This window comes from Microbacterium sp. KR10-403 (assembly GCF_040196215.1).
Taxonomy (GTDB): domain Bacteria; phylum Actinomycetota; class Actinomycetes; order Actinomycetales; family Microbacteriaceae; genus Microbacterium.
Window position 1 is genome coordinate 241,630 of record NZ_JBEGDC010000006.1, and the last position, 21,354, is coordinate 262,983.

The window sequence follows — 21,354 nt, forward strand, 5'->3', positions numbered from 1 at the left end:
CGGAGGCACGAGCGCGTCGCGATGTCGGGTGGCGTCGTCCTGCACACCTCGATCATCGCATGGTGACGCCGCGCCGTCATACCGATGAGGCCGCGGGCACCCGCGACGCGGTCGCGGCGTGCAGCCTCGCGCCCGCATCGTTGTAGTGGGCGAACACCCACTGCGGGATCTTCCCGCTCGCCACCAGCGTGCGGAGGATCAGCGCCATGCCGTGGTTCGGATCAATAGCGAGGGCGGCATCGATGTGCGCGCCGGCCGCGGTGCTCGATCCGAGCGCCCAGTGCAGCCAGGCGAGCATGCTGAGCAGGTCGGGGCGCAGGTCGGCCGGCAGATGGGCGATGGTGCGGCCCAGGATCCCGATCGCGCGGCGGATGCGAGCCGGCCGGGGCCGTGTGCTGCGCTCACCGATGATGAGCTCACCCATCTCGGAGGCCGTCGGCCCGCCCGCCGCCTCGAACTCGGCTCGGACGACGTCGTCCATCGTCTGGCCGCGCTCGCGCTGCAGAGCGAGCCAGCGGTCGTTCTCCGCGCGGGCGCGGCGCCCGGTCTTGCGCCCGAAGGCGATCTGGAGCGTCATGACGTCGCGGTGAGCGCGGTGGACGCTGAGCGCCGCGAACTGGGCCAGCACACGCAGCGGCGTGTCGTCGGCCTCGCGCCGCAGGAGGACCTCGACGAAATCGACAGGGTCGGGAAGGGCGGCCGGGATGCGCATCCCGAAGCCGTTGCGCTCGGTGGCGTCGGTGAGCAGGTCGTCCACCGCAGCGGTCACCGCGGCGAGGGTCCGTGGATCCGTCGGTGGCAGCGCGCCCTCCCGATCGTGGGGGACGGGCGGCGTCTTCCCGCACGCGCGGGCGGCCTCGACGCCCAGGGCGCTGCGTGCGATCTCGTCGAGGTCGTGCCCGTCGAAGGGCGGCTCCTCCTCGTACCAGCTCGCCCATCCGTCGGCGGCGACGCAGAACGCGTCCTTGACGGCGAAGCCGGCGTCTTCGAAGCGCTCGTCGAGGCGAGAGACGAGTGCCTCGTGCCCGGCGAACGCGGCGGGGAACGTGTCGTCGGCGTACACGACGAACATCACGCCGTCGCACCAGTCGATGCGGCTCATCGCACCCAGCGCCACGGACGCGATCCGATCGTGTGCGTCCTCGCCGACGTCGGCAGGCGGGAGATCGATGCGCATCAGGCCGAAGGTGCGCGTGCCGGTGAAGGGGATCACGGCGATGCTGTGGCTGATCGTCCGGCCGGCCAGTGCCGGCACAGTCGCGAGGAAGTCGGCGCCGCTCGCCGAGCGGAGGATGGTGGGCTGTTCTGCGGTGTCCATCGCCCCATGCTGGCGAACGCCGCACCCGCGCCGCGGGCCTCGTGATGATCGGTGGATAAGACGCGGGCTGTGGAGGAATCGATGATCGGGCGAGAGCGCGCTAATCGTCCTCAGCGTCGGTGCCGGTGCCGGCGGACGCGTCGCCGTCGGCCGCGGCATCCACCTCGATCGTGATCGACGTGGAGCCCTGCGACGTCGAGATGGCGAAGGGGTCGACCGGCGGCGACTCAAGGAGTTCGGCGTCGGTGCGCTCTCCGAGCGGTTCGGAGGGCAGCCCTGCCCACTCGAACGGGTCCTCGGGTCGAGAGGCGAAAAGTCCCATGTCCTCATTCTTGCGCTGTTGCCGCGGTCGGAGCGTCGCAGGGGCGGAAACACCAGGCGAACTCACCGCCATCACCCGGCCGGAACCACGCGAGGGTGACGGCCGTGCGCTCCAGGTCGTACGCGCACAGGCAGAGCTCGGCGGTCTCGCCGGGGAGCATCTGACCCCACTGGTGGCTCTGCCGCACGCGCCCGGCCGACACGAGCGCCCGCACGAAGTCGAGGGCTTCGGTTCCGGCGTTCGTCACCAGCGGATGCGTGTCGTAGAGGCTGTCGACGCGCCAGGGCACGTCCGGAGTGCAGGGAGGTTGATCGGCGTGATGTGACATGCCGCCGACGGTAGGCGCGGCCACCGACGCCACCGGCGCCGAACGCCCGCGGCACACGCCGTTCTGTGGAGAGCCGTGACGTCACCCCGGTCTGGGGAGGAACCGGCGGAGCGGCCGCGGAGCGCGGTCGTTCCGCCCCATCTGCGAGACTGGGACCGTGCGAGTGTCAGCGAAATCCGACTATGCCTTGCGCGCCCTCATCGAGATCGCCGCGCGCGAGGACGGAAAGACCGTGAGCGCCGACGAGCTCGGTCGTGCGCAGGACATCCCCTCCGGCTTCCTCCAGGCGATCCTGGCGGATCTGCGCAAGGCAGGGATCGTCTTCTCGCAGCGCGGGCAGTCCGGTGGGTGGCGCCTCGCTCAGCGGCCCGAGGCCATCACGGTGGCCGATGTGATCCGGGCCGTGGACGGGCCGCTCGTCTCGGTGTACGGACTCCGACCCGAGGCGGTGACGTACAACGAGCGCGCCTCCGTGCTGCAGCATGTCTGGATCGCGGCCCGCGACGCGCTCCGCGATGTCTTCGAGGGCGTCTCCATCGCCCAGCTCGCGCAGCGCGAGCTGCCCGACGAGATCACCTCCCGCACCGCGAACGACGAGGCGTGGCAGCCGCACTGACCGTCACACCGGCTGCAGGATCCGGCGGTGAGCGGGCTCGTCATGGGCGAGGAACACCGTCGCCCCCTCACGGAGGCCGAGTCCGGTCGCCTGCGCGCGCGTCAGCTCGACCGTGACGACCTCGCCGACGTCGGTCAGAACGGTCAGACGCACCTCGAACCCGATGCGCAGCACCCGCGAGATCGTCCCCTCGACGGCATCGACCCGCGTGGGAGTCGTGAGGAGCTCGATGTCGTGCGGGCGGACGCGTCGTCCGCCGAGGGTGGTCACGTCGCCGAGGAAGCCCATGACGAAGTCGTTCGCGGGGCTGTCGTACAGCTGATCGGGGGAGCCGACCTGTTCGATGCGGCCCTCGTTGATCACGACGATCTCGTCGGCGACCTCGAGTGCCTCCTCCTGATCGTGCGTGACGAACACCGTGGTGACGTGGACGTCGTCGTGCAGCCGGCGCAGCCACTCGCGCAGCTCTTTGCGCACCTTGGCGTCCAGGGCGCCGAAAGGCTCGTCGAGCAGCAGGACGGCGGGGTCCACGGCCAGCGCCCGGGCCAGCGCGAGGCGCTGCCGCTGACCGCCGGACAGCTGCGACGGCAGCCGGCTCGCGAAGGGATCGAGGTGCACGAGATGCAGCAGCTCGTCGACCCGCTCGGCGATCCGGGCCCGCTCGGCACGGGATGCCGCGGTCCAGGGCGCATGCGAGCGGCGCCGGATCTCCAGTCCGAAAGCGACGTTCTTCGCGACGGTCATGTGGCGGAAGACCGCGTAGTGCTGGAACACGAACCCGACGTTGCGGCGCTGCGGCGGCAGGTGCGTCGCATCCGTCCCCTCGATGCGGACCGTCCCCGCGTCGGCATGCTCGAGCCCCGCGATGATTCTCAGCAGCGTCGACTTTCCGCCGCCGGACGGTCCGAGAAGGGCGGTCAGCTTGCCCGACGGCAGCGAGACGCTGACGTCGTCGAGCGCGGTGAAGTCGCCGAAGCGCTTGGAGACCTGTGACACTTCGATACTCATGGGATCATCCCTTCTCGCGCGCATCCCGGGTGTGCAGGATCGCGACGACCACCAGGCACAGCACGGTCGCCAGCACCAGCAGGACCGCGATGGCGTACGCCTGTTCGGTGTTGTTGTTCTGATAGGCGCTCTCGACGGCCACGGTCGCGGTCGCGGTCTGCCCGATGACGTGGCCCGACACGACCTTGACGGCGCCGAACTCGCCGAGCGAGCGTGCAAGGCTCAGGACAAGGCCGTAGACCAGGGCCCACCGGATGCCGGGGAGGGTGATGCGGCGGAACGTCTGCCAGCCGCCGGCACCGAGGCTGCGTGCGGCCTGCTCCTGGTCGTCGCCGAGCTCGGTCAGGACCGGGACGACTTCGCGGACCACGAGAGGCAGTGAGACGAAGCAGGTCGCCATCACGATGCCGGGCATGGCGAAGGCCACCTCGATGCCCGCCTCGCGCAGACCCGGTCCGAACCATCCGTAGACCGGGCTGTACACGAGGAGGAGGGCCAGCCCCACGACGACCGGCGACGCGGAGAGCGGCAGGTCGATCAGCCACGAGAGCACCCGCTTTCCGAAGAAGTCGTAGCGGACCAGCAGCAGCGACACCCCGAGGCCGAAGACGAGGTTGATCGCGACGGCGAGCACGGCCGTCTGACCGGTGAGCACCAGTGCATGGACCACGTCGGGATCCGCGATCGCCGCGGTGATCGTTCCGAGCCCATCGGCGAACGCCCCCCGGAAGAGCACGGCCGTCGGCCAGAGGACGAGCAGGAACAGGTACACGGCGACGATCGCGCGGACGACCCAGGCGCCGGCGGAGGTCCGACGGCGCGGGGACGTGCGGGTGGCGCTGGACGCATCAGCCACGACGTGCCGCCCTCCGTTGGAGCACATCCAGCACGATGATCGTCACGAGGGCGATGACCAGGAGCAGAACCGCGACCGCGGCGGCGGCCGCGGTGTCTCCGCCCTCGATGTAGCGGTACGTCTCGGTCGACATGACTTCGACTCCGCGCGCGTTCATGCTGATCAGCACCACCGAGCCGTACTCGCTGATCGCGCGCGCGAAGGAGAGCGAGGCTCCGGCGGTGATCGCCGGCAGAAGAGAGGGCAGGATGATGCGGCGCAGGGTCGTCCAGCGGGAGGCGCCCAGCGACGCCGCGGCCTCTTCCACATCCGTCTCCAGGGAGGCGAGCACCGGCTGCACCGCGCGGACGACGAACGGGAGCGTGACGAACGCGATGGCGAGCACCACGCCGAGCTTGGTGCCCGACACATCGATGCCGAGGGGGCCCTCATGACCGTAGAGCGCAAGGAGGACGAGCCCGGCGACGATCGTCGGCATCGCGAAGGGGATGTCGATCACCAGATCGAGGATGCGCTTGCCGGGGAAGGCGTCGCGCACGAGAAGCCAGGCGATCAGGGTGCCCATCACGGCGTTCAGGAGGGTCACGCCCACCGCGGTGAGGATCGTGAAGCGCAGGGTGACGAGCGTGCCCGGATCGGTCAGCACGCTCTGGAAGGTCGTCCAGCCGCCGCCGGCGGCCTTCACGACCACAGCAGCCAGGGGGATGAGCACGAGAAGACTGAACCATGTCATGGCAAGGCCCAGCCCGAATCCGGCGGTGCGGGTCAGGCGCCGCGCCCCGCGCCGGTCGCCGCGAGGCGGCGACGCGGTGGCGCGGGGCACGGTGACGGTCGCCATGTCAGAATCCCGCCTCGCTCTGGATCTTCGTGAGGATGCCGTTGTCGGCGTCGAAGAACTTCTTGTTCGCGGCATCCCACCCGCCGAAATCGCCGTCGATGGTCAACAGGTGGTCCACCGTCGGGAACGGGTCGTCCGGGGTCATGGCGCCGTCGACGGTCAGGGTTCCGACCTGGTCGGCGACGGAGGCGAGCGGGCGGTACCCCGTCGCGGCGTACTCCTTCTGCCCGTCGACGCTCTTCTGGAACGCGAGCCAGCTCTCGGCCGCGTCGGAGTGATCCTTCAGGAGCGCGCAGGAGTTCTCGATGAGCAGCGAGCTGTCGGGCACCACATAGTCGAAATCGGAGCCCGACTGCCGGGCGAGGATCGCCTCGTTCTCATAGGAGATGAGCACGTCGCCCTTTCCCCCGGTGAACGTGCTGGTGGCTTGGCGTCCGCTCGCGGGCAGCGCGATGACGTTGTCGAAGAAGCTCGTGATGTACGACTGGGCCGCCGCGTCACCGCCGTTCGCCGCTGCCGAGCCGTAGGCGGCGAGCAGGTTCCACTTTGCTGATCCGGACGAGGCCGGGTCCGGCGTCACGATCTGCACACCCGGCTTGATCAGATCAGCCCAGGTGGTGATGTTCTTGGGGTTGCCCTTGCGCACGACGAAGACGACCACCGAGTCGGTGCACACTCCGGCGGTGTCATTGTCCTTCCAATCGGCGTCGACGAGCCCGGCATCCACCAGGCGGGTGACGTCGGGCTCGAGGGAGAGGTGCACCTCGTCGGCGCGCTGCCCCGCGGCGACGGCGCGGGACTGATCACCCGAGGCGCCGTACGACTCGGTGAAGACGACGCCCTTGCCGGGCTCCGTCTGCTGGAAGGCCTTCTGCACGCCCTGGTTCGCCTCCTCGAGCACGGAGTATCCGACGATGGCGACGGAGCCGGAGGAATCGGTGGATGCCGCGCCCGCCCCCGAGCAGGCCGTGAGCGCGAGAGCGCCGATGAGTGCGAGAGCGACCGCGGGTGTGCGTGGGTTCATGGTGTTCGTCCGTCCTCACGCCGCGTGCGATCGCGGCGCCGTGTTTTCTGGTGAATGTAGATCAGAATACTCGTAATTGAGAGATACGTGCAGATTTCACGGCGGATGAAGTCGCCCGATGACGGAGGTCAGTCGTCGCCCGGCTCTGTGCCGGGCTCGGCGCCGCGCGTACGGCGGGCGCGATGCGCGGCGTCGCCGACCGCGCGCGCGGTGTGGGCGGCAGCGCCGCCGATGGCCCTGCTCGCGCCGCGCAGTCGATGTCCGATGAGGTGTTCGACGCGGAGAGCGCCGGCGCGTGGTTCGATCTCCGCCGGGACGTGAGCCGGCGGCGGACCGAAGGCCCGACGGGCGCCGACCACGACGCGACGGCCGAGGATGCCGTTGCCGGCGCCGCCGACCACCGCGCCGATGCCGAACGGCAGCGCCTTGCCGACGAACGAGGTGCCGCCCGCGACGGCGAAGCGCTTCATGAAGGTGTTCTTCAGACGATCGACGAGAGGGCCCACGGCGGCGCGAGGCAGCGATGTGGTGACGAGTTCTCCCCAGTACGCGCCCCGGGACGGTCCGCGCCCCGTGGCCTGGTGTGCGAGCTGGGTGAGCAGGTCGACGCCCTCGGTCCCCAGCATCAGCGTGAGCACGAGTGCGCGTGCCCGATCGGGGTTCTCCACGCGGATGCCGTGCAGCTCTGCCAGTGACTGTGCGAAGAGCGCGGTGGCCTCCACGAAGCCGAGCGTCTCGACACCGCTGAGGGCGAGCGTCACACCCGTCGTGACCGCGGGGATCACCGCCGTGGCGCCCACCGCGGCGCCGCTCGTGGACACCGTCGCGAGGTAGCGGCGTTCGAGGATGCGCGCGATCTGCGGGGGCGTGGCGTCAGGATGTCGCAACCTGACACTGCGCAGGTGCGCGAGCACCGCGGGGCGCTGGATCGCCAGCACGCGGTCGAGAGCGCGCACGATCAGCGGATGATCGGAAGAGCCCTCCGGGGGGAGTCCTCCGGACCACGGCGCATCGTCCGGGAGGGAGTCGATGCGGTGGACCCGCCTGGCCATCACTCAGACGTAGAGGTTGGCCCGATCGAGGTCTTCGGCGAAGTCGACCTCGACCGCATAGAGGTCGGAGATGTCCATCGGAACGAGCTTGAGCCCGTCGTCGAAGATCGCGAACTCGAGACCGCGCTCGAAGTAGTCCTGGTCGTCGACCCGGTGCAGCTGGCGGATGAGCGCCTTCTTGTCGCGGCTGGAGATGTAGTTGATCCCGATCGCCTCGCCGATACCGCCGACGACGGTCTTGGAGAGTTCCTTGATGGAGCCGTCCGCGGCGACGGTGTACTTGACCTCTTCGTCGCTGACCTTCGAGGTGTTCACGGCCACGAAGGACTGGTCGGCCTCGATGTAGGGGATCGCCCGGCCGAGGATGCGCGGGTCGAACACGACATCGCCGTTCATCCACAGCACGCCGCCGCGACCGGTCGACGACAGGCCGCGGAGGAGGCTCTTGGACGTGTTCGTCTGGTCGTAACGGTCGTTGTAGACGTAGTCCGCCTTCGGGAACGCCTCGACGATCGTCTCGGCCCGGTAGCCGACGACCGTCGTGATGCGGACGTCGCGCCCGAAGGCCGCGTGCAGGTTGTCATGCTGCTGGCCCATGATCGAGCGGCCGTCGTTGAGCTTGGTGAGCGACTTGGGCAGGCTGCGCCCGAGGCGCGAGCCCATGCCCGCGGCGAGGATGACGGTCTGAACAGTCACTATCAGCTCCTGGAGTCTGTGTCTGGGATCCCGGCCATGCCGGCGAGACACCCCGTCGTGCTGCAACCATGGTAGCGAAGTTTGCTGGGGACACCGGGCAATCACAGAGGATGTTCTGTTTCGTTACCGAGGACACGGCAGGTTCACAGGGTGCCACTCCAAGGCTCGGTTGATACGTTGGACCGGTGACAGCCTCCCTTCCGGTGCCACGCGATCCACGCTCGGCGACAGCTCAGACCTCGGCCGATGCGGGCGGGGCGGACGTGCCGGTGGCCTCGCAACCGCGTGCTCCGCGGACGCCGCGCAAGAAGAAGAAGCGCGGAGGAGGACGCGAGAGGGTGGATGCCGCGGTGACGTCCATCGACGGGATCATCATCCCGCCCAAGCCGCCACTGCCCGCGGCGCCTCCGCTTCCGACCGGCGACCTGGATGATCTCGTCATCCCGCCGAAGCCGCCGTTGCCGGTGCCGGAGCCTGTTCCGGTACCTGAACCCGAACCGGTGCCTGAGCCCGAACCGGTGCCTGAGCCCCAACCGGTGCCTGAGCCTGAGCCGGAGCCTGAGCCGGAGCCGGAGCCAGTTCCCGAGCCGGAGCCAGTTCCCGAGTCCGAGCCGGAGATCGCGCCCGCAGAGCCGGCGGACACGGACCCGCAGGTCGCACCGATCGCGCCGTCGGCCCGGGCGCGCACGGGCATGCCGGCGGTCACGGTCCGCGGGCTCACGAAGTCGTTCGGCTCGACGGCAGCCGTCGCCGGCATCGACCTGACCGTTCCCGCCGGCACCTTCTACGGTCTTCTGGGACCGAACGGTGCCGGCAAGACGACGACCCTGTCGATGATCTCGGGACTTCTGCGCCCCGACCAGGGGACGATCGAGATCGACGGTGTCGACATGCGGCGACATCCCCGCGACATCGCCCGGATGATCGGCGTGCTGCCCGATCGGCTGCGCACCTTCGATCGTCTGAGCGGCCGGCAGCTGCTCTTCTACACCGGGATGCTGCGCGGCCTGGACGCCGGCATCGTCACCTCTCGCATCGGCGACCTGGCCCGCGCCTTCGACATGGTCGAGGCGCTGGGGCGTCCGGTGTCCGACTACTCGGCGGGCATGACGAAGAAGGTCATGCTCGCGGGAGCCCTGCTCCATTCGCCGCGCGTGCTCATCCTCGACGAGCCGTTCGAGGCCGTCGACCCGGTCTCGTCGGCGGTGATCCTCGACATCCTCACCACCTATGTCGATCACGGCGGGACGGTCATCCTCTCGAGTCACGGCATGGAGCTGATCGAACGCGTCTGCGCGCGGGTCGCCGTGATCGTCGCGGGTCAGGTTCTGGCCGAGGGCGCCGTCGACGACGTGCGCGGCGAGCTGACGCTCGAGCAGAGGTTCCTGCAGCTCGCCGGCGGGCTCAGCGACGTGGAGGGCCTGGAGTGGCTGCACGGATTCTCCGACTGAGGCTCGCGCTCCTGGTCGCGCCGCTTCGGCGGGGTGGGGGAGCATCGGTGCGGACGGCCCTCGGCCTCGTCGTGCTCGTCGCCGCGGTGGCGGTCGGATGCGGGGGCCCGCTGCAGCTGCAGACGGTCAGCGCCGACACAGCCGGCGTCGTCACCGTCCTCAGCGGGAGTGCGATCACCCTCGGCTTCGTCGTCGCGCCCTTGTTCGGCGGTTCCGGGGATCCGATGGACCCGCGGGCCTTCCGCGGGTTCGGGCTGTCGTCGGGGAGACTCGCCGCCGCACTGGCGGCGGCCGGGATGCTCACGGTCCCGGTTCTCGCCCAGACCGCCGTGGCCGTCTGCTTCGCCGTCCTCTGGATCCGACGCGGTGCGCAGTGGCCGGTGGCCGTCGTGGCTGCCGCGCTGGGGTTGATCACCTGCCTGCTGGCCGCTCGGGTGCTGCGCAGCGTGGCCGGGCTCTTCCTCGCGCCCCGACGCTCGCGGGAGCTTACCGGCGCCCTGCTCGTGGGGTTGCTCGTGCTGGTGATCCCCGTGGCGGTCTTCCTGGTATCGCTGCAGTGGAACGGGCGCATTCCCGGGACCCTCGTCGAGGCGGTGCGCATCCTCGCCCTCACGCCGCTGGGCGCCGCGTGGGCGCTGCCGTGGAGACCTGCCGCGCTGACGATCGTGATCGCGGTGGGGACGGTCGTCCTGCTCGCCGCTGCGTGGTGGGCACTCGTGCATCGCGCGCTGCACACCGTCGAGCCGCCCGCAGCGGCGCGGGGGATGGGCGGCCTCGGATGGTTCGCCGTGACACCGGGCACCCCCGCGGGCGCCGTCGCGGCACGCAGCCTGCTGTACTGGCTGACCGACGCGCGGTACCTCGCGAACCTGGCGGTGCTGCCGGTCATCGCCGTGGTCGCGATGGTGCCCCTGATGATCGTCGGCCAGCCGTTCGCCTGGGTGGTGCTCGTGCCGGCGCCCCTCCTGGCGCTGTTCCTCGGCTGGCTCCCGCACAACGACCTGGCGTACGACTCCACCGCGATCTGGCTGCACGTCGCCAGCGGCGTGCGGGGGATCTCCGATCGTGTGGGCCGGCTCATCCCCGTCGGGGTGATCGGCACCGTCGTGCTGGCCGTGGTCATCCCGGTCTCGGTGGGGCTGCACGGCGACTGGGCGGTGGCGCCGGTGATGGTCGGTGTGTGCGCGAGTCTCTTCCTGAGCGGACTCGGCTTCTCAAGCATCGCGTCGGCTGCCGCGCCGTCGCCGGTCACCCACCCCGGTGACAGTCCGTTCCGCCAGCCCGAGCGCACGGGATCGGGCGGCGCGCTCGCCCAGGGCGGAGTGCTGCTGGGGAGTCTGCTCGTGTCGATCCCCGCCGTGTGGTGGGGATGGCTCTCTTTTGCGGACCGCCGCTTCGTCGGCGTGGCATTCTGGGGCGGGCTCCTGATCGGTGCTGCGGTCCTCGCGGTGGGTCTGGCGATCGGCGCGCTCGTGTTCGAGCGCCGCGGATCACGGCTGCTCGAGCTCGCAGAGGCGGCCTGAACGCGCACGGGCCGCGGCGCACGCGACTAGACTTGGCGTTCATGAGCACGCCGATCGAAAGCCCCGACCAGGGCGGTATCGCCACTCTCGACCGTGAGCTCGAGGAGCTCATCCGTGAGGAGACCATCGAGCCCGGCGATCACGAGCGCTTCTCGCACTATGTGCAGAAGGAGAAGATCCTCGAGTCCGCGCTGACCGGCAAGCCGGTGCGCGCGCTGTGCGGCAAGAAGTGGACCCCGGGGCGCGACCCCGAGAAGTTCCCGGTCTGCCCGACCTGCAAAGAGATCTACGAGGGCCTGCGCGCCTGATCCGGTCCTACTCGACCTCGACGTAGACGGTCGGGATCGCCGGATCGGCGCGGCTGAGCGCGAGTGCACGGACGGGCAGTTCCTCTCGCACCCGCGCGTGATGAGATCGTGCGGCTGCCACGCCGGCGGCGCCTTCGAACGACGTGTCGATGTCTCCGTGCGAGACGAAGGTCGTCTGCAGCGGGCGTGAGTCCGGGTGCTCGGAGGCGCCCGGCACCTCTTCGAACCCGTCCGCGACCGTGATGAGCTCCTGCGTCGCTGTGCCCGCATCCAGCGTGCGGAACGCCGCCTTGCGGCCGCCCTTCGACGTCTTGTCGGTCGAGGCCTTCGCGACGGAGACCCACGAGCCGTCGCCGGCCTGCCGGGCCACGAGCTTGTAGACCATCCCGGCCGTGGGTGTGCCCGAGCCCGTCACCAGCGATGTGCCCACGCCGTAGGAGTCGACGGGAGCTGCCGCGAGGGTTGCTATCGCGTACTCGTCGAGGTCGCTGGTGACCGTGATCTTCGTGCCGGTGGCACCCAGCTCGTCAAGCTGCGTCCGCACCTCGGCGGCGACGATCGGAAGGTCGCCGGAGTCCAGTCGCACGCCGCCGAGATCGGTTCCCGCAACCCGGATCGCCGTCTCGACGCCGGTGCGGATGTCATAGGTGTCCACGAGCAGCGTGGTGCCGACGCCCAGAGCCTCGATCTGGGAGCGGAAGGCGTCCTCCTCGCTGTCGTGGAGGAGCGTGAACGCGTGCGCGGCGGTTCCCATGGTGGGAATGCCCCAGGTGCGCCCGGCCTCGAGATTGCTCGTCGCATCGAAGCCCGCGATGTATGCGGCGCGGGCGGCGGCGACGGCGGAGTGCTCGCCGGCGCGTCGGGAGCCCATCTCGGCCAACGGCCGGTCGCCGGCGGCGATCGACATGCGCGACGCGGCGGTCGCGACCGCCGAGTCGTAGTTCAGGACGCTCAGGGCGAGCGTCTCCAGCACGACCGCCTCGGCGAACGAGCCCTCGATGGTCAGCAGCGGGGACCCGGGGAAGTACAGCTCGCCCTCGCGGTAGCCCGACACCGACCCGGTGAACCGGTAGTCCTCGAGGAAGGCGACGGTCGCGGCATCCACCACCCTGTTGTCGCGGAGGAAGCGGAGCTCGTCCTCGGCGAAGCGGAAGTCGCGGATCATGCTCAGCAGACGGCCGGTGCCCGCCACGACGCCGAACCTGCGCGCGCCGGAGAGGCGCCGGGTGAACAGCTCGAACACGCAGTGGCGCGCGGCGGTGCCGTCGCGCAGCGCGGCCTCCAGCATGGTCAGCTCGTAGCGGTCGGTGAACAGTGCCGTGCTCATGCGGGTCAGCATATCGGGGCGCCGGGTAGGCTTGACGATCGTGAATGATGCGCCGATCGGAATCTTCGACTCCGGGGTCGGCGGACTCACCGTCGCCCGCGCCGTCTCGGCGCTGCTGCCGCGCGAGTCGATCCGCTACATCGGCGACACCGCGCACTCTCCGTACGGGCCCAAGCCCATCGCCGATGTGCGCCGGTACTCGCTGGAGGTGCTCGACACCCTCGTCGACGAGGGTGTGAAGATGCTCGTCATCGCGTGCAACACGGCCTCGGCCGCGATGCTGCGCGACGCCCGCGAGCGCTATGACGTGCCGGTCGTCGAGGTGATCGGCCCCGCCGCGCGCACGGCCATGTCGACGACGCGCAACAGGCGGATCGGCGTGATCGGCACCGCCGGCACGATCGGCTCGGGCGTCTACCAGGACATGCTCGGCGTCAATGCCGACCTCACGGTGTTCGCCCAGGCGTGCCCGCGGTTCGTCGAGTTCGTGGAGGCGGGGATCACCGGCTCGCCCGAGGTGCTCGCGGTCGCGGAGGAGTACCTCGCGCCGCTGCGGCACGCGGGGGTGGACACGCTCGTGCTCGGCTGCACGCACTATCCGTTCCTGGAGGGCGCCATCAGCTATGTGATGGGCGCCGACGTGTCGCTGGTCTCGAGCGACACCGAGACCGCGAAGGACGTCTACCGGCAGCTCGTGTCGCGCGACCTGCTGGCGGGGCCGGATGCCGCGGGCCGCCATGAATACCAAGCCACCGGAGACTCCGAGCACGAGTTCCTCGAGCTCGCGCACCGCCTCATGGGCCGCGAGGTGCGCAGCGTGAAGCTCGTGCAGACCGGAGTCATCGACCTGCCGCACGACGCGGCCTTCCTTCGAGGAGAGATATGAGCGAGACCGTTCGCGCCGACGGGCGCACCGTGGACGCACTGCGTCCCGTCGTGATCGAGCGCGGCTGGAGCGCGCAGGCGGAGGGCTCGGCGCTGGTGAGCTTCGGCAACACCAAGGTGCTGTGCACGGCGTCGTTCACCAACGGCGTGCCGCGGTGGCTGACCGGCAAGGGCAAGGGGTGGGTGACCGCGGAGTACGCGATGCTGCCGCGCGCCACGAACACCCGCAACGACCGCGAGTCGGTCAAGGGACGCATCGGCGGGCGCACCCACGAGATCTCGCGCCTCGTCGGCCGCGCCCTGCGCGCCGTGGTCGACACCAAGGCACTCGGCGAGAACACCATCGTCATCGACTGCGACGTGCTGCAGGCCGACGGCGGCACCCGGACCGCCGCGATCACCGGAGCGTACGTGGCTCTCGCCGACGCCATCGCCTGGGGCCGTGAGAAGAAGTTCATCGCGCAGAAGTCGACGGTTCTCTACGATTCCGTCTCGGCGGTCTCGGTCGGCATCATCGACGGCGAGCCGATGGTCGACCTCGCCTACGTCGAGGACGTGCGCGCCGAGACCGACATGAACATCGTGGTGACCGGTCGCGGCCTGTTCGTGGAAGTGCAGGGCACCGCCGAGGGAGCACCGTTCGACAAGCGGGAGCTGGATGCGCTGCTCGAGCTGGGCGTGAACGGCTGCGCGCAGCTGCGCGACATCCAGACCGCGGCACTGGAGGCCGCGCAGTGACCCGCGCGGTCCTCGCGACGCACAACCCGCACAAGGTCGTGGAGTTCGGCCGCATCGTGGCCGCGACGCGTCCCGATCTGGAACTGGTCGGGTACGACGGCCCCGAACCCGTCGAGGACGGCGTGACCTTCGCCGAGAACGCGCTCATCAAGGCGCGTGCGGCCGCCGCGCACACCGGCCACGCAGCGTTCGCCGACGACTCCGGGGTGTGTGTGGACGTGCTCGGCGGTTCGCCGGGGGTCTTCTCCGCCTATTGGGCGGGCCACCGCAAGGATGACGTCGCCAACCGCGAGCTTCTGCTCGACCAGATCTCCGATGTCTCCGATCCGCACCGGGCCGCGCACTACGTGTCGGTCATTGCGCTCGTGCTGCCCGACGGGACCGAGCATGTCGTGGAGGGCGTCTGGCCGGGGCGGATCGCATCGGCGGCCCGCGGCGACGGCGGGTTCGGCTACGACCCCGTCTTCGTCCCCGACGAGCAGCCCACCGATGCGGAGCGCACCGTCGGGGAGTGGACGGACGAGGAGAAGACCGCCCGGTCGCACCGCGCCCGCGCGTTCGAGGCGCTGCAGCCGCTGCTCGCACTGATCTGAGCATGAGAGTCATTCCCGACTAGCCGATCCTGCCGCTGAGCGGCATCCCGCACCCTAGCCTGGATGTGTGCACGACCATGCTCCCGGCATCCGCGAGGCGGGCAACCGCCGGCTGCTCGCCATCTCGCTGAGCCTGACCGGCGCGGTCATGGTCGTGCAGATCGTCGGCGGCCTGCTGTCCGGGTCGCTCGCGCTGCTTGCGGACGCCGCGCACATGTTCACGGATGCCGCAGCCCTTGTGATCGCGCTGATCGCGAGCTCGGTCGCTCTGCGTCCGGCCAATGACCGTCGCACCTTCGGCTATCAGCGGGCGGAGGTGCTGGGCGCCCTGGTGAACGCCGTGATCCTGATCGTGCTCGCGGTGTGGGTGGCGGTGGAAGGCGTGCTGCGCCTCACCGGCGAGCGCGTCGAGGTCGCCGGTCCCGCGATGCTGGTCGTGGCGATCATCGGGTTGTGCGCGAACGCCGTGTCGATGTGGCTGCTCTCGAGCGCGCAGCGGCGCAGCATCAACGTGCGCGGCGCGTATCTCGAGGTCATGGGCGACCTGCTCGGCTCGGTCGCCGTGATTATCGCGGCCGTGATCATCCTGACGACCGGATGGATGCCCGCCGATGCGCTGGCGTCGCTGCTGATCGCCGTCATGATCGTGCCGCGCGCCGTCGGCCTGCTGCGCGAGGTCACCTCCGTGCTCAGCGAGTCGGTGCCCGCCGGCATGCACGTGGACGCGATCCGCGAGCACATCCTGACCACCCCGGGAGTGCGTGAGGTGCACGACGTGCATGTGTGGCAGCTCACGCGCGGAGCACCCGTCTTCACGGCGCACGTCGTGGTCGACGACGATGCGTCGGCGGGAGAGGTGCTCAGCCGCCTGCAGAACTGCCTGGCCGACCATTTCGACGTCGAGCATTCGACGTTCCAGCTCGAGCCCGCCGGGCACACCGATCCGGAGGCCCACCGCTAATCCTCCCGGCGCACCTCGCCGGGTCCCTTGTCGGGGCGCAGGCCGCGCCATCGGGCGTGGCGCAGCACGCCGCCCGGGCTGAACTCGGCGAACTCCACCTCGCCCACCACCTCGGGGCGCACCCACAGCGCATCTCGCGCATCGGCGGACGGCACATCCGAGAACGGGTTCTCCGCGGTGCGCAGGGGGAGCAGGACCTCCTCGAGACGGGCCAGCGTCGATTCGCTGAAGCCGCTGCCGACCCGCCCGGCATAATGCAGGCCGGTCTCGTCGGGAATGCCCAGCAGCAGCGAGCCGATACTCCCCGTGCGTCCGCCGCGGCCGGGCCGGATGCCGCCGATCACGACCTCCTGCGTGCGCGTCAGCTTCACCTTCAGCCACTCCTGAGATCGCACGCCGGAACGGTACGGCGAGGCGGGGTCCTTGACGACGACGCCCTCGAGGGCGAGCTCCCGCGCCGTCTGCAGCGCGGCATCCACGTCCTCGAACACGGGCGGGACGACGATCTCGGAGATCGCGCCGGCCGCGAGGTCTTCCAAGGCCGCGCGGCGATCGTGCAGCGACCGGGCGGTGATGTCCCTTCGCCCGACGGCGAGCGCGTCGAAGAGGTGATAGCGCACGGGTGTGCGCCGCCGCTCCGCCTCGACCTGATGGACGCCGCTCAGATGCATGCGCGATTGCAGTCGGGTGAAGCTGGGGCGTCCGCGCGCATCCAAAGCGACGATCTCGCCGTCGACGACCGCAGCGGAGTCGCCGAGGCCGGCATCCGCCCCGGTCAGTTCCGGGTAGCGGGCGGTGATGTCGGCGCCGCTGCGGGCGAACAGGGTCAGGGTGTGGCCGTCCCACGCGCCGATTGCGCGGATGCCGTCCCACTTCATCTCTGCCCACGCGCCCCAGCGGTCGGCGGCCGCACGCGCGAGGGCGGGGGTCGCAGCGGTGCAGAGCATGGGCTGCGCCGGTGATGCACGGCGTGCGGTCGGGGCCGGATCGTCGGCCTGCGCACCGGCGGTGACGGGCTGCCCGTCGGGCTGCACCGTGCCCGCGGCATCCACCTTCATCCGGTGCAGCAGCCAGCTCGAGCGCTCACCGGCGCCCTGCGTGCGGATCAGGGCGAGACGCATCGTGCCCAGCGGCCCGCCGGGCCGCCCGTGGACCGTGAAGATGATCTCGTCGTCACGCCACTTCTCCAGGTCGTAGCGGCCGTCGTCCCAGATCGTGACGCTGCCGCCGCCGTACTCGCCGCGGGGGATCGTGCCCTCGAACGAGCCGTACTCCAGCGGGTGGTCTTCGGTCATCACGGCGAGGCTGTTGCGCGCCGTCGTCTCGGGCACGCCGCGGGGGACGGCCCAGCTGACGAACACGCCGTCGTGCTCGAGCCGCAGGTCCCAATGCAGCCGGCGTGCATGATGCTCCTGGATGACGAACCGCGGCGGCTGACCTGCCGGCGTCGCGGCGGCGAGCGGATTGCCGGGCACAGGCTCGGGCGTGCGTAGAGGATCGCGTTTGGCGATGTAGGCCGAGAGGGGACCGGATGCCGCGGCCCGCCCGCCCGCACGGAAGCCCAGCGTCGCCATCGGATCGCCTATGCGCTCGGCGCGCGCGAGCACCTGCTCGTGGTCGAGCTGGGCGAGGCCGGGGTCGGTGAGCTCGTCCCAGGTCCGGGGAGCGGCGACGGTCGGGAGATCCCGCCCGCGGAGAGAGTACGGCGCGATCGTCGTCTTGCTCGCGCTGTTCTGACTCCAGTCGATGAACACACGGCCCTCGCGGAGCTGCTTGGCCATGCGGCTGACGACCAGGTCCGGATGGTCGGCCTCCAGGGATCGCGCGAGCTCCTTGGCCAGAGCGGAGGCCTGGTCGCTCGTGTGCGAGCCGTCGAGTCCGGCGTAGAGGTGGATGCCCTTGCTCCCGCTGGTGACGGGGTGGGTCTCGAGCCCGATGTCCTGGAGGATGTCGCGTGCCCACCGTGCGACCTGTGCGCACTCGGCGAGCCCGACGCCGGGGCCCGGGTCGAGATCCAGGACGAGCCGGTCGGGGGTGCCGGGTTCACCGTCGGGCGTGAAGCGCCACTGCGGCACGTGGAGCTCGAGGCTGGCGACCTGGGCGAGATACGCGAGGGTGGGGACGTCGTCGACGAGCGGGTAGTCCTTGGCCCCGGTGGAGTGCCGGATCGGCAGCCGGCGGACCCATTCCGGCGCGCCGGGTTCGAGGGCCTTGGCGAAGAACGGGGGGTGATCCACCCCGTCGGGCCACCGTTTCCGGGTGACCGGGCGGTCGGCGACGTGCGGCAGCAGGAGGGGGGCGATGCGCGTGTAGTAGTCGATCACCTCGCCCTTGGTGGTGCCCGAGGCGGGATAGAGCACCTTGTCGAGGTGCGACAGTCGCAGGCGTCGCCCGCCCACCTGCACCAGTTCGTCGCCGCCCATGCCCCCATCCTGCTGTCTCTCGCGCCCGCGCGCACCGGGGACGCTGCTTTCTGCCCGGTCGTGCACGGAAACCACCAGGGCATTGCCAACGGCCCGGCGTGAGTGTGTACTGAGGGCATGAGGGCGATCTGGAAGGGCGCGCTGACGTTCGGACTGGTCAACGTCCCGGTCAAGGTCTACGCCGCGACCGAGGACCACGACCTGCCCCTGCACCAGGTGCATGCGTCCGACGGAGGGCGCATCCGCTACCAGCGGGTCTGCGAACTCGACGGCGAGGTGGTGCCCTACGCCGAGATCGACCGCGCGTACGACGACGGTGCGCAGACGGTGGTGCTCACCAAGGAGGATTTCGCTGCGCTCCCCGCGGAGCGCAGCCGCGAGATCGAGGTCGTCGAGTTCGTCCCGAGCGACCAGATCGACCCGCTGCTGTTCGAGAGGTCGTACTTCCTCGAGCCCGACTCCACTTCGCCGAAGGCCTACGCCCTGCTGCGAGAGACGCTGGAGCGCACCGAGCGCACCGCCATCGTGCGGTTCTCGCTGCGCCAGAAGACCAGCCTGGCCGCGCTGCGGGTGCGCGGCGATGTGCTCGTGCTGCAGACGATGCGCTGGGCCGACGAGATCCGCGAGGCGGCGTTCCCGGCTCTCGAGGAGGAGGTGAAGGTCTCCGATAAGGAGCTCACGCTCTCCGCCGCGCTGGTCGAGGGCTTCGCCGCGGACTTCGATCCCGACGCCTTCCACGACGACTACCAGGAGGAGCTGCGCACGCTCATCGACGCCAAGCGCGAGAAGGGCGAGGCCATCGACACGGCCGAGACGTTCGGCGAGGCCGCGCAGCAGGAAGGCGGCGAGGTCATCGACCTCATGGAGGCGCTGCGCGCCAGCGTCGAGCGCACGCGCAAGGCGCGCGGCTCGGACGAGCGTGCGTCGGGGTGAGCTTCTCTGCGCTCAGTCCTTGTGCTCGGGTGCGGGCTCCGCGTCGCCGTGCCGTGACTTGGCGCGCTCACGGAAGTAGTGCCACGCGACGACGGCGAACGACAGCACCACGACTCCGATGAGGATGAGCTCGATGTAGTTCGTGACGAAGTCGCGGATCCACGGGATGAAGGCGATGACATAGCCGAGCATCGTGAGCCCGAAGCCCCACAGCAGGGCGCCGATGAGGTTGTACAGCGAGTAGCGCCGCCAGGGCATGTGGCCGACGCCGGCGGCGACCGGCGCGAAGGTGCGCACGACCGGCACGAACCGGGCAAGCACGACCGTCATGCCGCCATACCGCTCGAAGAAGGCATTGGTGCGCTCGACGTTGCGTCTGCTGAAGAGACCGGACTCCTTGCGCTCGAATACGGCGGGGCCGCTCTTGTGACCGATGAAGTAGCCCACTTCGCCGCCGATGAACGCGGACAGGGCGATGAGCAGTGCGACGACCCAGATGTTCAGGCCGAAGACCTCGCTGGTGTTGGTCAGCAGGCCGGAGATGACCAGAAGCGTGTCGCCGGGAAGCACGAAGCCGACGAGCAGCCCCGTCTCGGCGAACACGATGAAGCACACGACGAGCAGTGCCCAGGGGCCCGCCTGCTCGATGATGTTCGCGGGGCTGAGCCAGGGGATGAGACCTGCAGAGAGCACGTATGTCCCGTCACGTTGTTGGAAGAAGGGGATGCCGCGAGACGGCGTCCGTGCGGAAGGTGGGACTTGAACCCACACGCCCGAAGGCACAGGAACCTAAATCCTGCGTGTCTGCCGATTTCACCACTCCCGCGAGTGGTCCAAGTCTACTGAGAAGGCTGTGCGGAAGCTGTGGGGGAAACCCCTCCTTTCCGACGGCGGGAACGCCCCCGGGCGAGGTCACGACGTGGGGCTGCCGACCGCCTCGACGCGAGACGTCGGCGCCTCTGCGCGCGGCGTGGCGTCATGGCGTGCGAGGAGGCGCCGACGCCACGCCAGGGCGGGCCGCTCGACATACCTGCGCGTCGTCGCGGCCAGCGCGAGGCTGACGGCGGCGCCGATCAGTGCCACCACCCACGCGTCAGCCGGGACCACGCGTCGCAGGAGCATGAGCACGGGGTAGTGCCACAGGTACAGCGCGTAGCTGATCACGCCGACGAAGACGACCGGGCGCCATGACAGAGCCGTCACGAGCGGGCCGCGGCCGGTGGCGCAATGGAGGACGACCGGCAGGATGCCGAGCACGGCGATCGGCAGCGACACGCTGCGGGCGAGCCACCCTGTCGATTCGCCGACGCATGCCGCCGTGAAGACCGCGACTCCGGTCCACGCCGCCGGCTGAGAGCGAAGCGCGCGCGGCAGATGGTCGACGGCGATGGCGGCGGCGCAGCCGAGCAGGATTCCGCCGGCCTTGGTCAGCGGGTTGTACGGCAGGGCGTCGCCGGTGAGGAGCCAGCCGGTCAGGCTCGCAGCGGCGATGGTGACGGTGATCGCGATCATCCATCGGCGACGCAGATTCAGCTGCAGCATCGCCCGCAGCAGGAGCGGCCATACGAGGTAGAACTGCTCTTCCATCGCCAGCGACCAGGTGTGCGCGAAGTAGCCGAGGTCCTGATCCGTGACCGTCGCGACGATGTTGGCGGTGTGCGTGAGCGCAACGGTCGCGTTCACCGCCGAGTGAAGACCGGAGCTCGGCAGGAACGCGTACAGCGAGGCGAACACCGCCACCATCGCGACCAACGGCGGGTACAGGCGCACGAGGCGTCCGAACCAGAACCGCTTCAGACCGATCGTGAGGTGCTCGCGCCACTGCTTCAGCAGGATCCGCGTGATGAGGAACCCGCTGATCACGAAGAACACATCGACACCGAGACCGCCGGGGAAGGTGCTGGACGGGAAGGCGTGGGTCACGAAGACCAGGGTGACCGCAGCGGCCCGGAGTCCATCCAGTGCCGGCATGTACGTCAGCGACGGTGATCGAATGGATACCACCCTTTCCCACGTCGGACCGACCGCGGGTGCCGCGTATCGGCCTCCTCTTCAAGGTAACAGATTGATAACGGTGAGTCTTCCCGGGTGGTCTGATCGGGTCCGTTGCGCGACCTGTGGATAACTTCTGCGGCGGTTTCGCATTTCCTGCAA

At 70.0% G+C, this 21,354-nt stretch carries 22 protein-coding genes and 1 tRNA gene; 9 read left to right on the forward strand and 14 right to left on the reverse strand.

Going from position 1 to position 21,354, the window contains the following annotated elements; translation table 11 throughout:
- Window positions 1-76: 76 nt before the first annotated feature.
- From ABMQ42_RS15355 to ABMQ42_RS15365, 3 genes are all read right to left on the reverse strand, one after another.
- On the reverse strand, window positions 77-1,318 hold the full coding sequence (locus ABMQ42_RS15355; protein WP_349723863.1) for a DUF4192 family protein: 1,242 nt from the start codon (window positions 1,316-1,318) through the stop codon (window positions 77-79).
- Between the two features lie 100 nt (window positions 1,319-1,418).
- Window positions 1,419-1,640: a hypothetical protein gene (locus tag ABMQ42_RS15360; protein ID WP_349723864.1), complete on the reverse strand. Its 222-nt coding sequence runs from the start codon at window positions 1,638-1,640 to the stop codon at window positions 1,419-1,421.
- 4 nt (window positions 1,641-1,644) lie between these two features.
- Entirely contained in the window at window positions 1,645-1,929 is a 285-nt protein-coding gene (locus ABMQ42_RS15365; protein WP_349723865.1) for a hypothetical protein, read from the reverse strand.
- A gap of 196 nt (window positions 1,930-2,125) precedes the next feature.
- Between ABMQ42_RS15365 and ABMQ42_RS15370 the strand changes: the two genes are divergently transcribed.
- Window positions 2,126-2,584 (forward strand): RrF2 family transcriptional regulator, encoded by a 459-nt coding sequence (locus tag ABMQ42_RS15370; RefSeq protein ID WP_349723866.1) that lies wholly within the window; start codon window positions 2,126-2,128, stop codon window positions 2,582-2,584.
- Window positions 2,585-2,587: 3 nt separating this feature from the next.
- On the opposite strand, the gene ABMQ42_RS15375 is transcribed toward ABMQ42_RS15370, so the two are convergent.
- From ABMQ42_RS15375 to ABMQ42_RS15400, 6 genes are all read right to left on the reverse strand, one after another.
- Complete coding sequence (locus tag ABMQ42_RS15375; RefSeq protein ID WP_349723867.1) at window positions 2,588-3,592, reverse strand: sulfate/molybdate ABC transporter ATP-binding protein; 1,005 nt, start codon at window positions 3,590-3,592, stop codon at window positions 2,588-2,590.
- 4 nt (window positions 3,593-3,596) lie between these two features.
- The gene (locus ABMQ42_RS15380) at window positions 3,597-4,448 is read right to left on the reverse strand and encodes a sulfate ABC transporter permease (RefSeq protein ID WP_349723868.1); all 852 of its coding nucleotides are present in this window, start codon (window positions 4,446-4,448) and stop codon (window positions 3,597-3,599) included.
- Entirely contained in the window at window positions 4,441-5,286 is an 846-nt protein-coding gene (cysT, locus tag ABMQ42_RS15385; RefSeq protein WP_349723869.1) for a sulfate ABC transporter permease subunit CysT, read from the reverse strand. The genes ABMQ42_RS15380 and cysT overlap by 8 nt, the downstream gene beginning before the upstream one ends.
- Window position 5,287: 1 nt before the next feature.
- A complete protein-coding gene (locus tag ABMQ42_RS15390; RefSeq protein WP_349723870.1) occupies window positions 5,288-6,310 on the reverse strand; it encodes a sulfate ABC transporter substrate-binding protein in 1,023 nt (340 codons plus the stop codon).
- Window positions 6,311-6,438: 128 nt separating this feature from the next.
- Complete coding sequence (locus tag ABMQ42_RS15395; RefSeq protein WP_349723871.1) at window positions 6,439-7,362, reverse strand: hypothetical protein; 924 nt, start codon at window positions 7,360-7,362, stop codon at window positions 6,439-6,441.
- 3 nt (window positions 7,363-7,365) lie between these two features.
- Window positions 7,366-8,058, reverse strand: coding sequence for a phosphocholine cytidylyltransferase family protein (locus tag ABMQ42_RS15400; protein WP_349723872.1), 693 nt, complete (start codon window positions 8,056-8,058; stop codon window positions 7,366-7,368).
- A gap of 692 nt (window positions 8,059-8,750) precedes the next feature.
- On the opposite strand from ABMQ42_RS15400, the gene ABMQ42_RS15405 reads away from it, so the two are divergent.
- From ABMQ42_RS15405 to ABMQ42_RS15415, 3 genes are read left to right on the forward strand one after another with little or no spacing between them, the layout of a single operon-like run.
- A complete protein-coding gene (locus tag ABMQ42_RS15405; RefSeq protein ID WP_349723873.1) occupies window positions 8,751-9,509 on the forward strand; it encodes an ABC transporter ATP-binding protein in 759 nt (252 codons plus the stop codon).
- Window positions 9,510-9,556: 47 nt separating this feature from the next.
- Entirely contained in the window at window positions 9,557-11,032 is a 1,476-nt protein-coding gene (locus tag ABMQ42_RS15410; protein WP_349723874.1) for a hypothetical protein, read from the forward strand.
- A 41-nt stretch (window positions 11,033-11,073) separates the two neighbouring features.
- Entirely contained in the window at window positions 11,074-11,340 is a 267-nt protein-coding gene (locus ABMQ42_RS15415; protein WP_349723875.1) for a DUF3039 domain-containing protein, read from the forward strand.
- 7 nt (window positions 11,341-11,347) lie between these two features.
- Here ABMQ42_RS15415 and ABMQ42_RS15420 read toward each other — a convergent pair whose 3' ends face one another.
- Window positions 11,348-12,667 carry a nicotinate phosphoribosyltransferase gene (locus ABMQ42_RS15420; protein ID WP_349723876.1) on the reverse strand — a complete coding sequence of 440 codons (1,320 nt, stop codon included), beginning with the start codon at window positions 12,665-12,667 and terminating at the stop codon, window positions 11,348-11,350.
- Between the two features lie 40 nt (window positions 12,668-12,707).
- On the opposite strand from ABMQ42_RS15420, the gene murI reads away from it, so the two are divergent.
- The 4 genes from murI (at window position 12,708) to ABMQ42_RS15440 (ending at window position 15,844) form a co-directional block, all read left to right on the forward strand.
- Entirely contained in the window at window positions 12,708-13,553 is an 846-nt protein-coding gene (gene murI, locus ABMQ42_RS15425; RefSeq protein WP_349723877.1) for a glutamate racemase, read from the forward strand.
- Window positions 13,550-14,290 (forward strand): ribonuclease PH, encoded by a 741-nt coding sequence (rph, locus tag ABMQ42_RS15430; protein WP_349723878.1) that lies wholly within the window; start codon window positions 13,550-13,552, stop codon window positions 14,288-14,290. Before murI ends, rph begins: the two co-directional genes overlap by 4 nt.
- Window positions 14,287-14,883: an RdgB/HAM1 family non-canonical purine NTP pyrophosphatase gene (gene rdgB / locus ABMQ42_RS15435; RefSeq protein WP_349723879.1), complete on the forward strand. Its 597-nt coding sequence runs from the start codon at window positions 14,287-14,289 to the stop codon at window positions 14,881-14,883. The genes rph and rdgB overlap by 4 nt, the downstream gene beginning before the upstream one ends.
- Before the next feature lie 67 nt (window positions 14,884-14,950).
- Window positions 14,951-15,844: a cation diffusion facilitator family transporter gene (locus ABMQ42_RS15440; RefSeq protein WP_349723880.1), complete on the forward strand. Its 894-nt coding sequence runs from the start codon at window positions 14,951-14,953 to the stop codon at window positions 15,842-15,844.
- On the opposite strand, the gene ABMQ42_RS15445 is transcribed toward ABMQ42_RS15440, so the two are convergent.
- Window positions 15,841-18,267 (reverse strand): ATP-dependent DNA ligase, encoded by a 2,427-nt coding sequence (locus tag ABMQ42_RS15445; RefSeq protein ID WP_349723881.1) that lies wholly within the window; start codon window positions 18,265-18,267, stop codon window positions 15,841-15,843. The two genes, ABMQ42_RS15440 and ABMQ42_RS15445, sit on opposite strands and share 4 nt — an antisense overlap.
- 117 nt (window positions 18,268-18,384) lie before the next feature.
- On the opposite strand from ABMQ42_RS15445, the gene ku reads away from it, so the two are divergent.
- Window positions 18,385-19,200: a non-homologous end joining protein Ku gene (gene ku / locus ABMQ42_RS15450; protein ID WP_349723882.1), complete on the forward strand. Its 816-nt coding sequence runs from the start codon at window positions 18,385-18,387 to the stop codon at window positions 19,198-19,200.
- Window positions 19,201-19,212: 12 nt separating this feature from the next.
- Here ku and ABMQ42_RS15455 read toward each other — a convergent pair whose 3' ends face one another.
- The 3 genes from ABMQ42_RS15455 to ABMQ42_RS15465 all read right to left on the reverse strand — a co-directional run bounded on the left by ABMQ42_RS15455 (window position 19,213) and on the right by ABMQ42_RS15465 (window position 21,171).
- Window positions 19,213-19,893 (reverse strand): DedA family protein, encoded by a 681-nt coding sequence (locus tag ABMQ42_RS15455; RefSeq protein WP_349723883.1) that lies wholly within the window; start codon window positions 19,891-19,893, stop codon window positions 19,213-19,215.
- Window positions 19,894-19,944: 51 nt separating this feature from the next.
- Window positions 19,945-20,026, reverse strand: a tRNA-Leu gene (locus ABMQ42_RS15460).
- A gap of 86 nt (window positions 20,027-20,112) precedes the next feature.
- Entirely contained in the window at window positions 20,113-21,171 is a 1,059-nt protein-coding gene (locus tag ABMQ42_RS15465) for an acyltransferase family protein (RefSeq protein WP_349723884.1), read from the reverse strand.
- Between the last annotated feature and the right edge of the window lie 183 nt (window positions 21,172-21,354).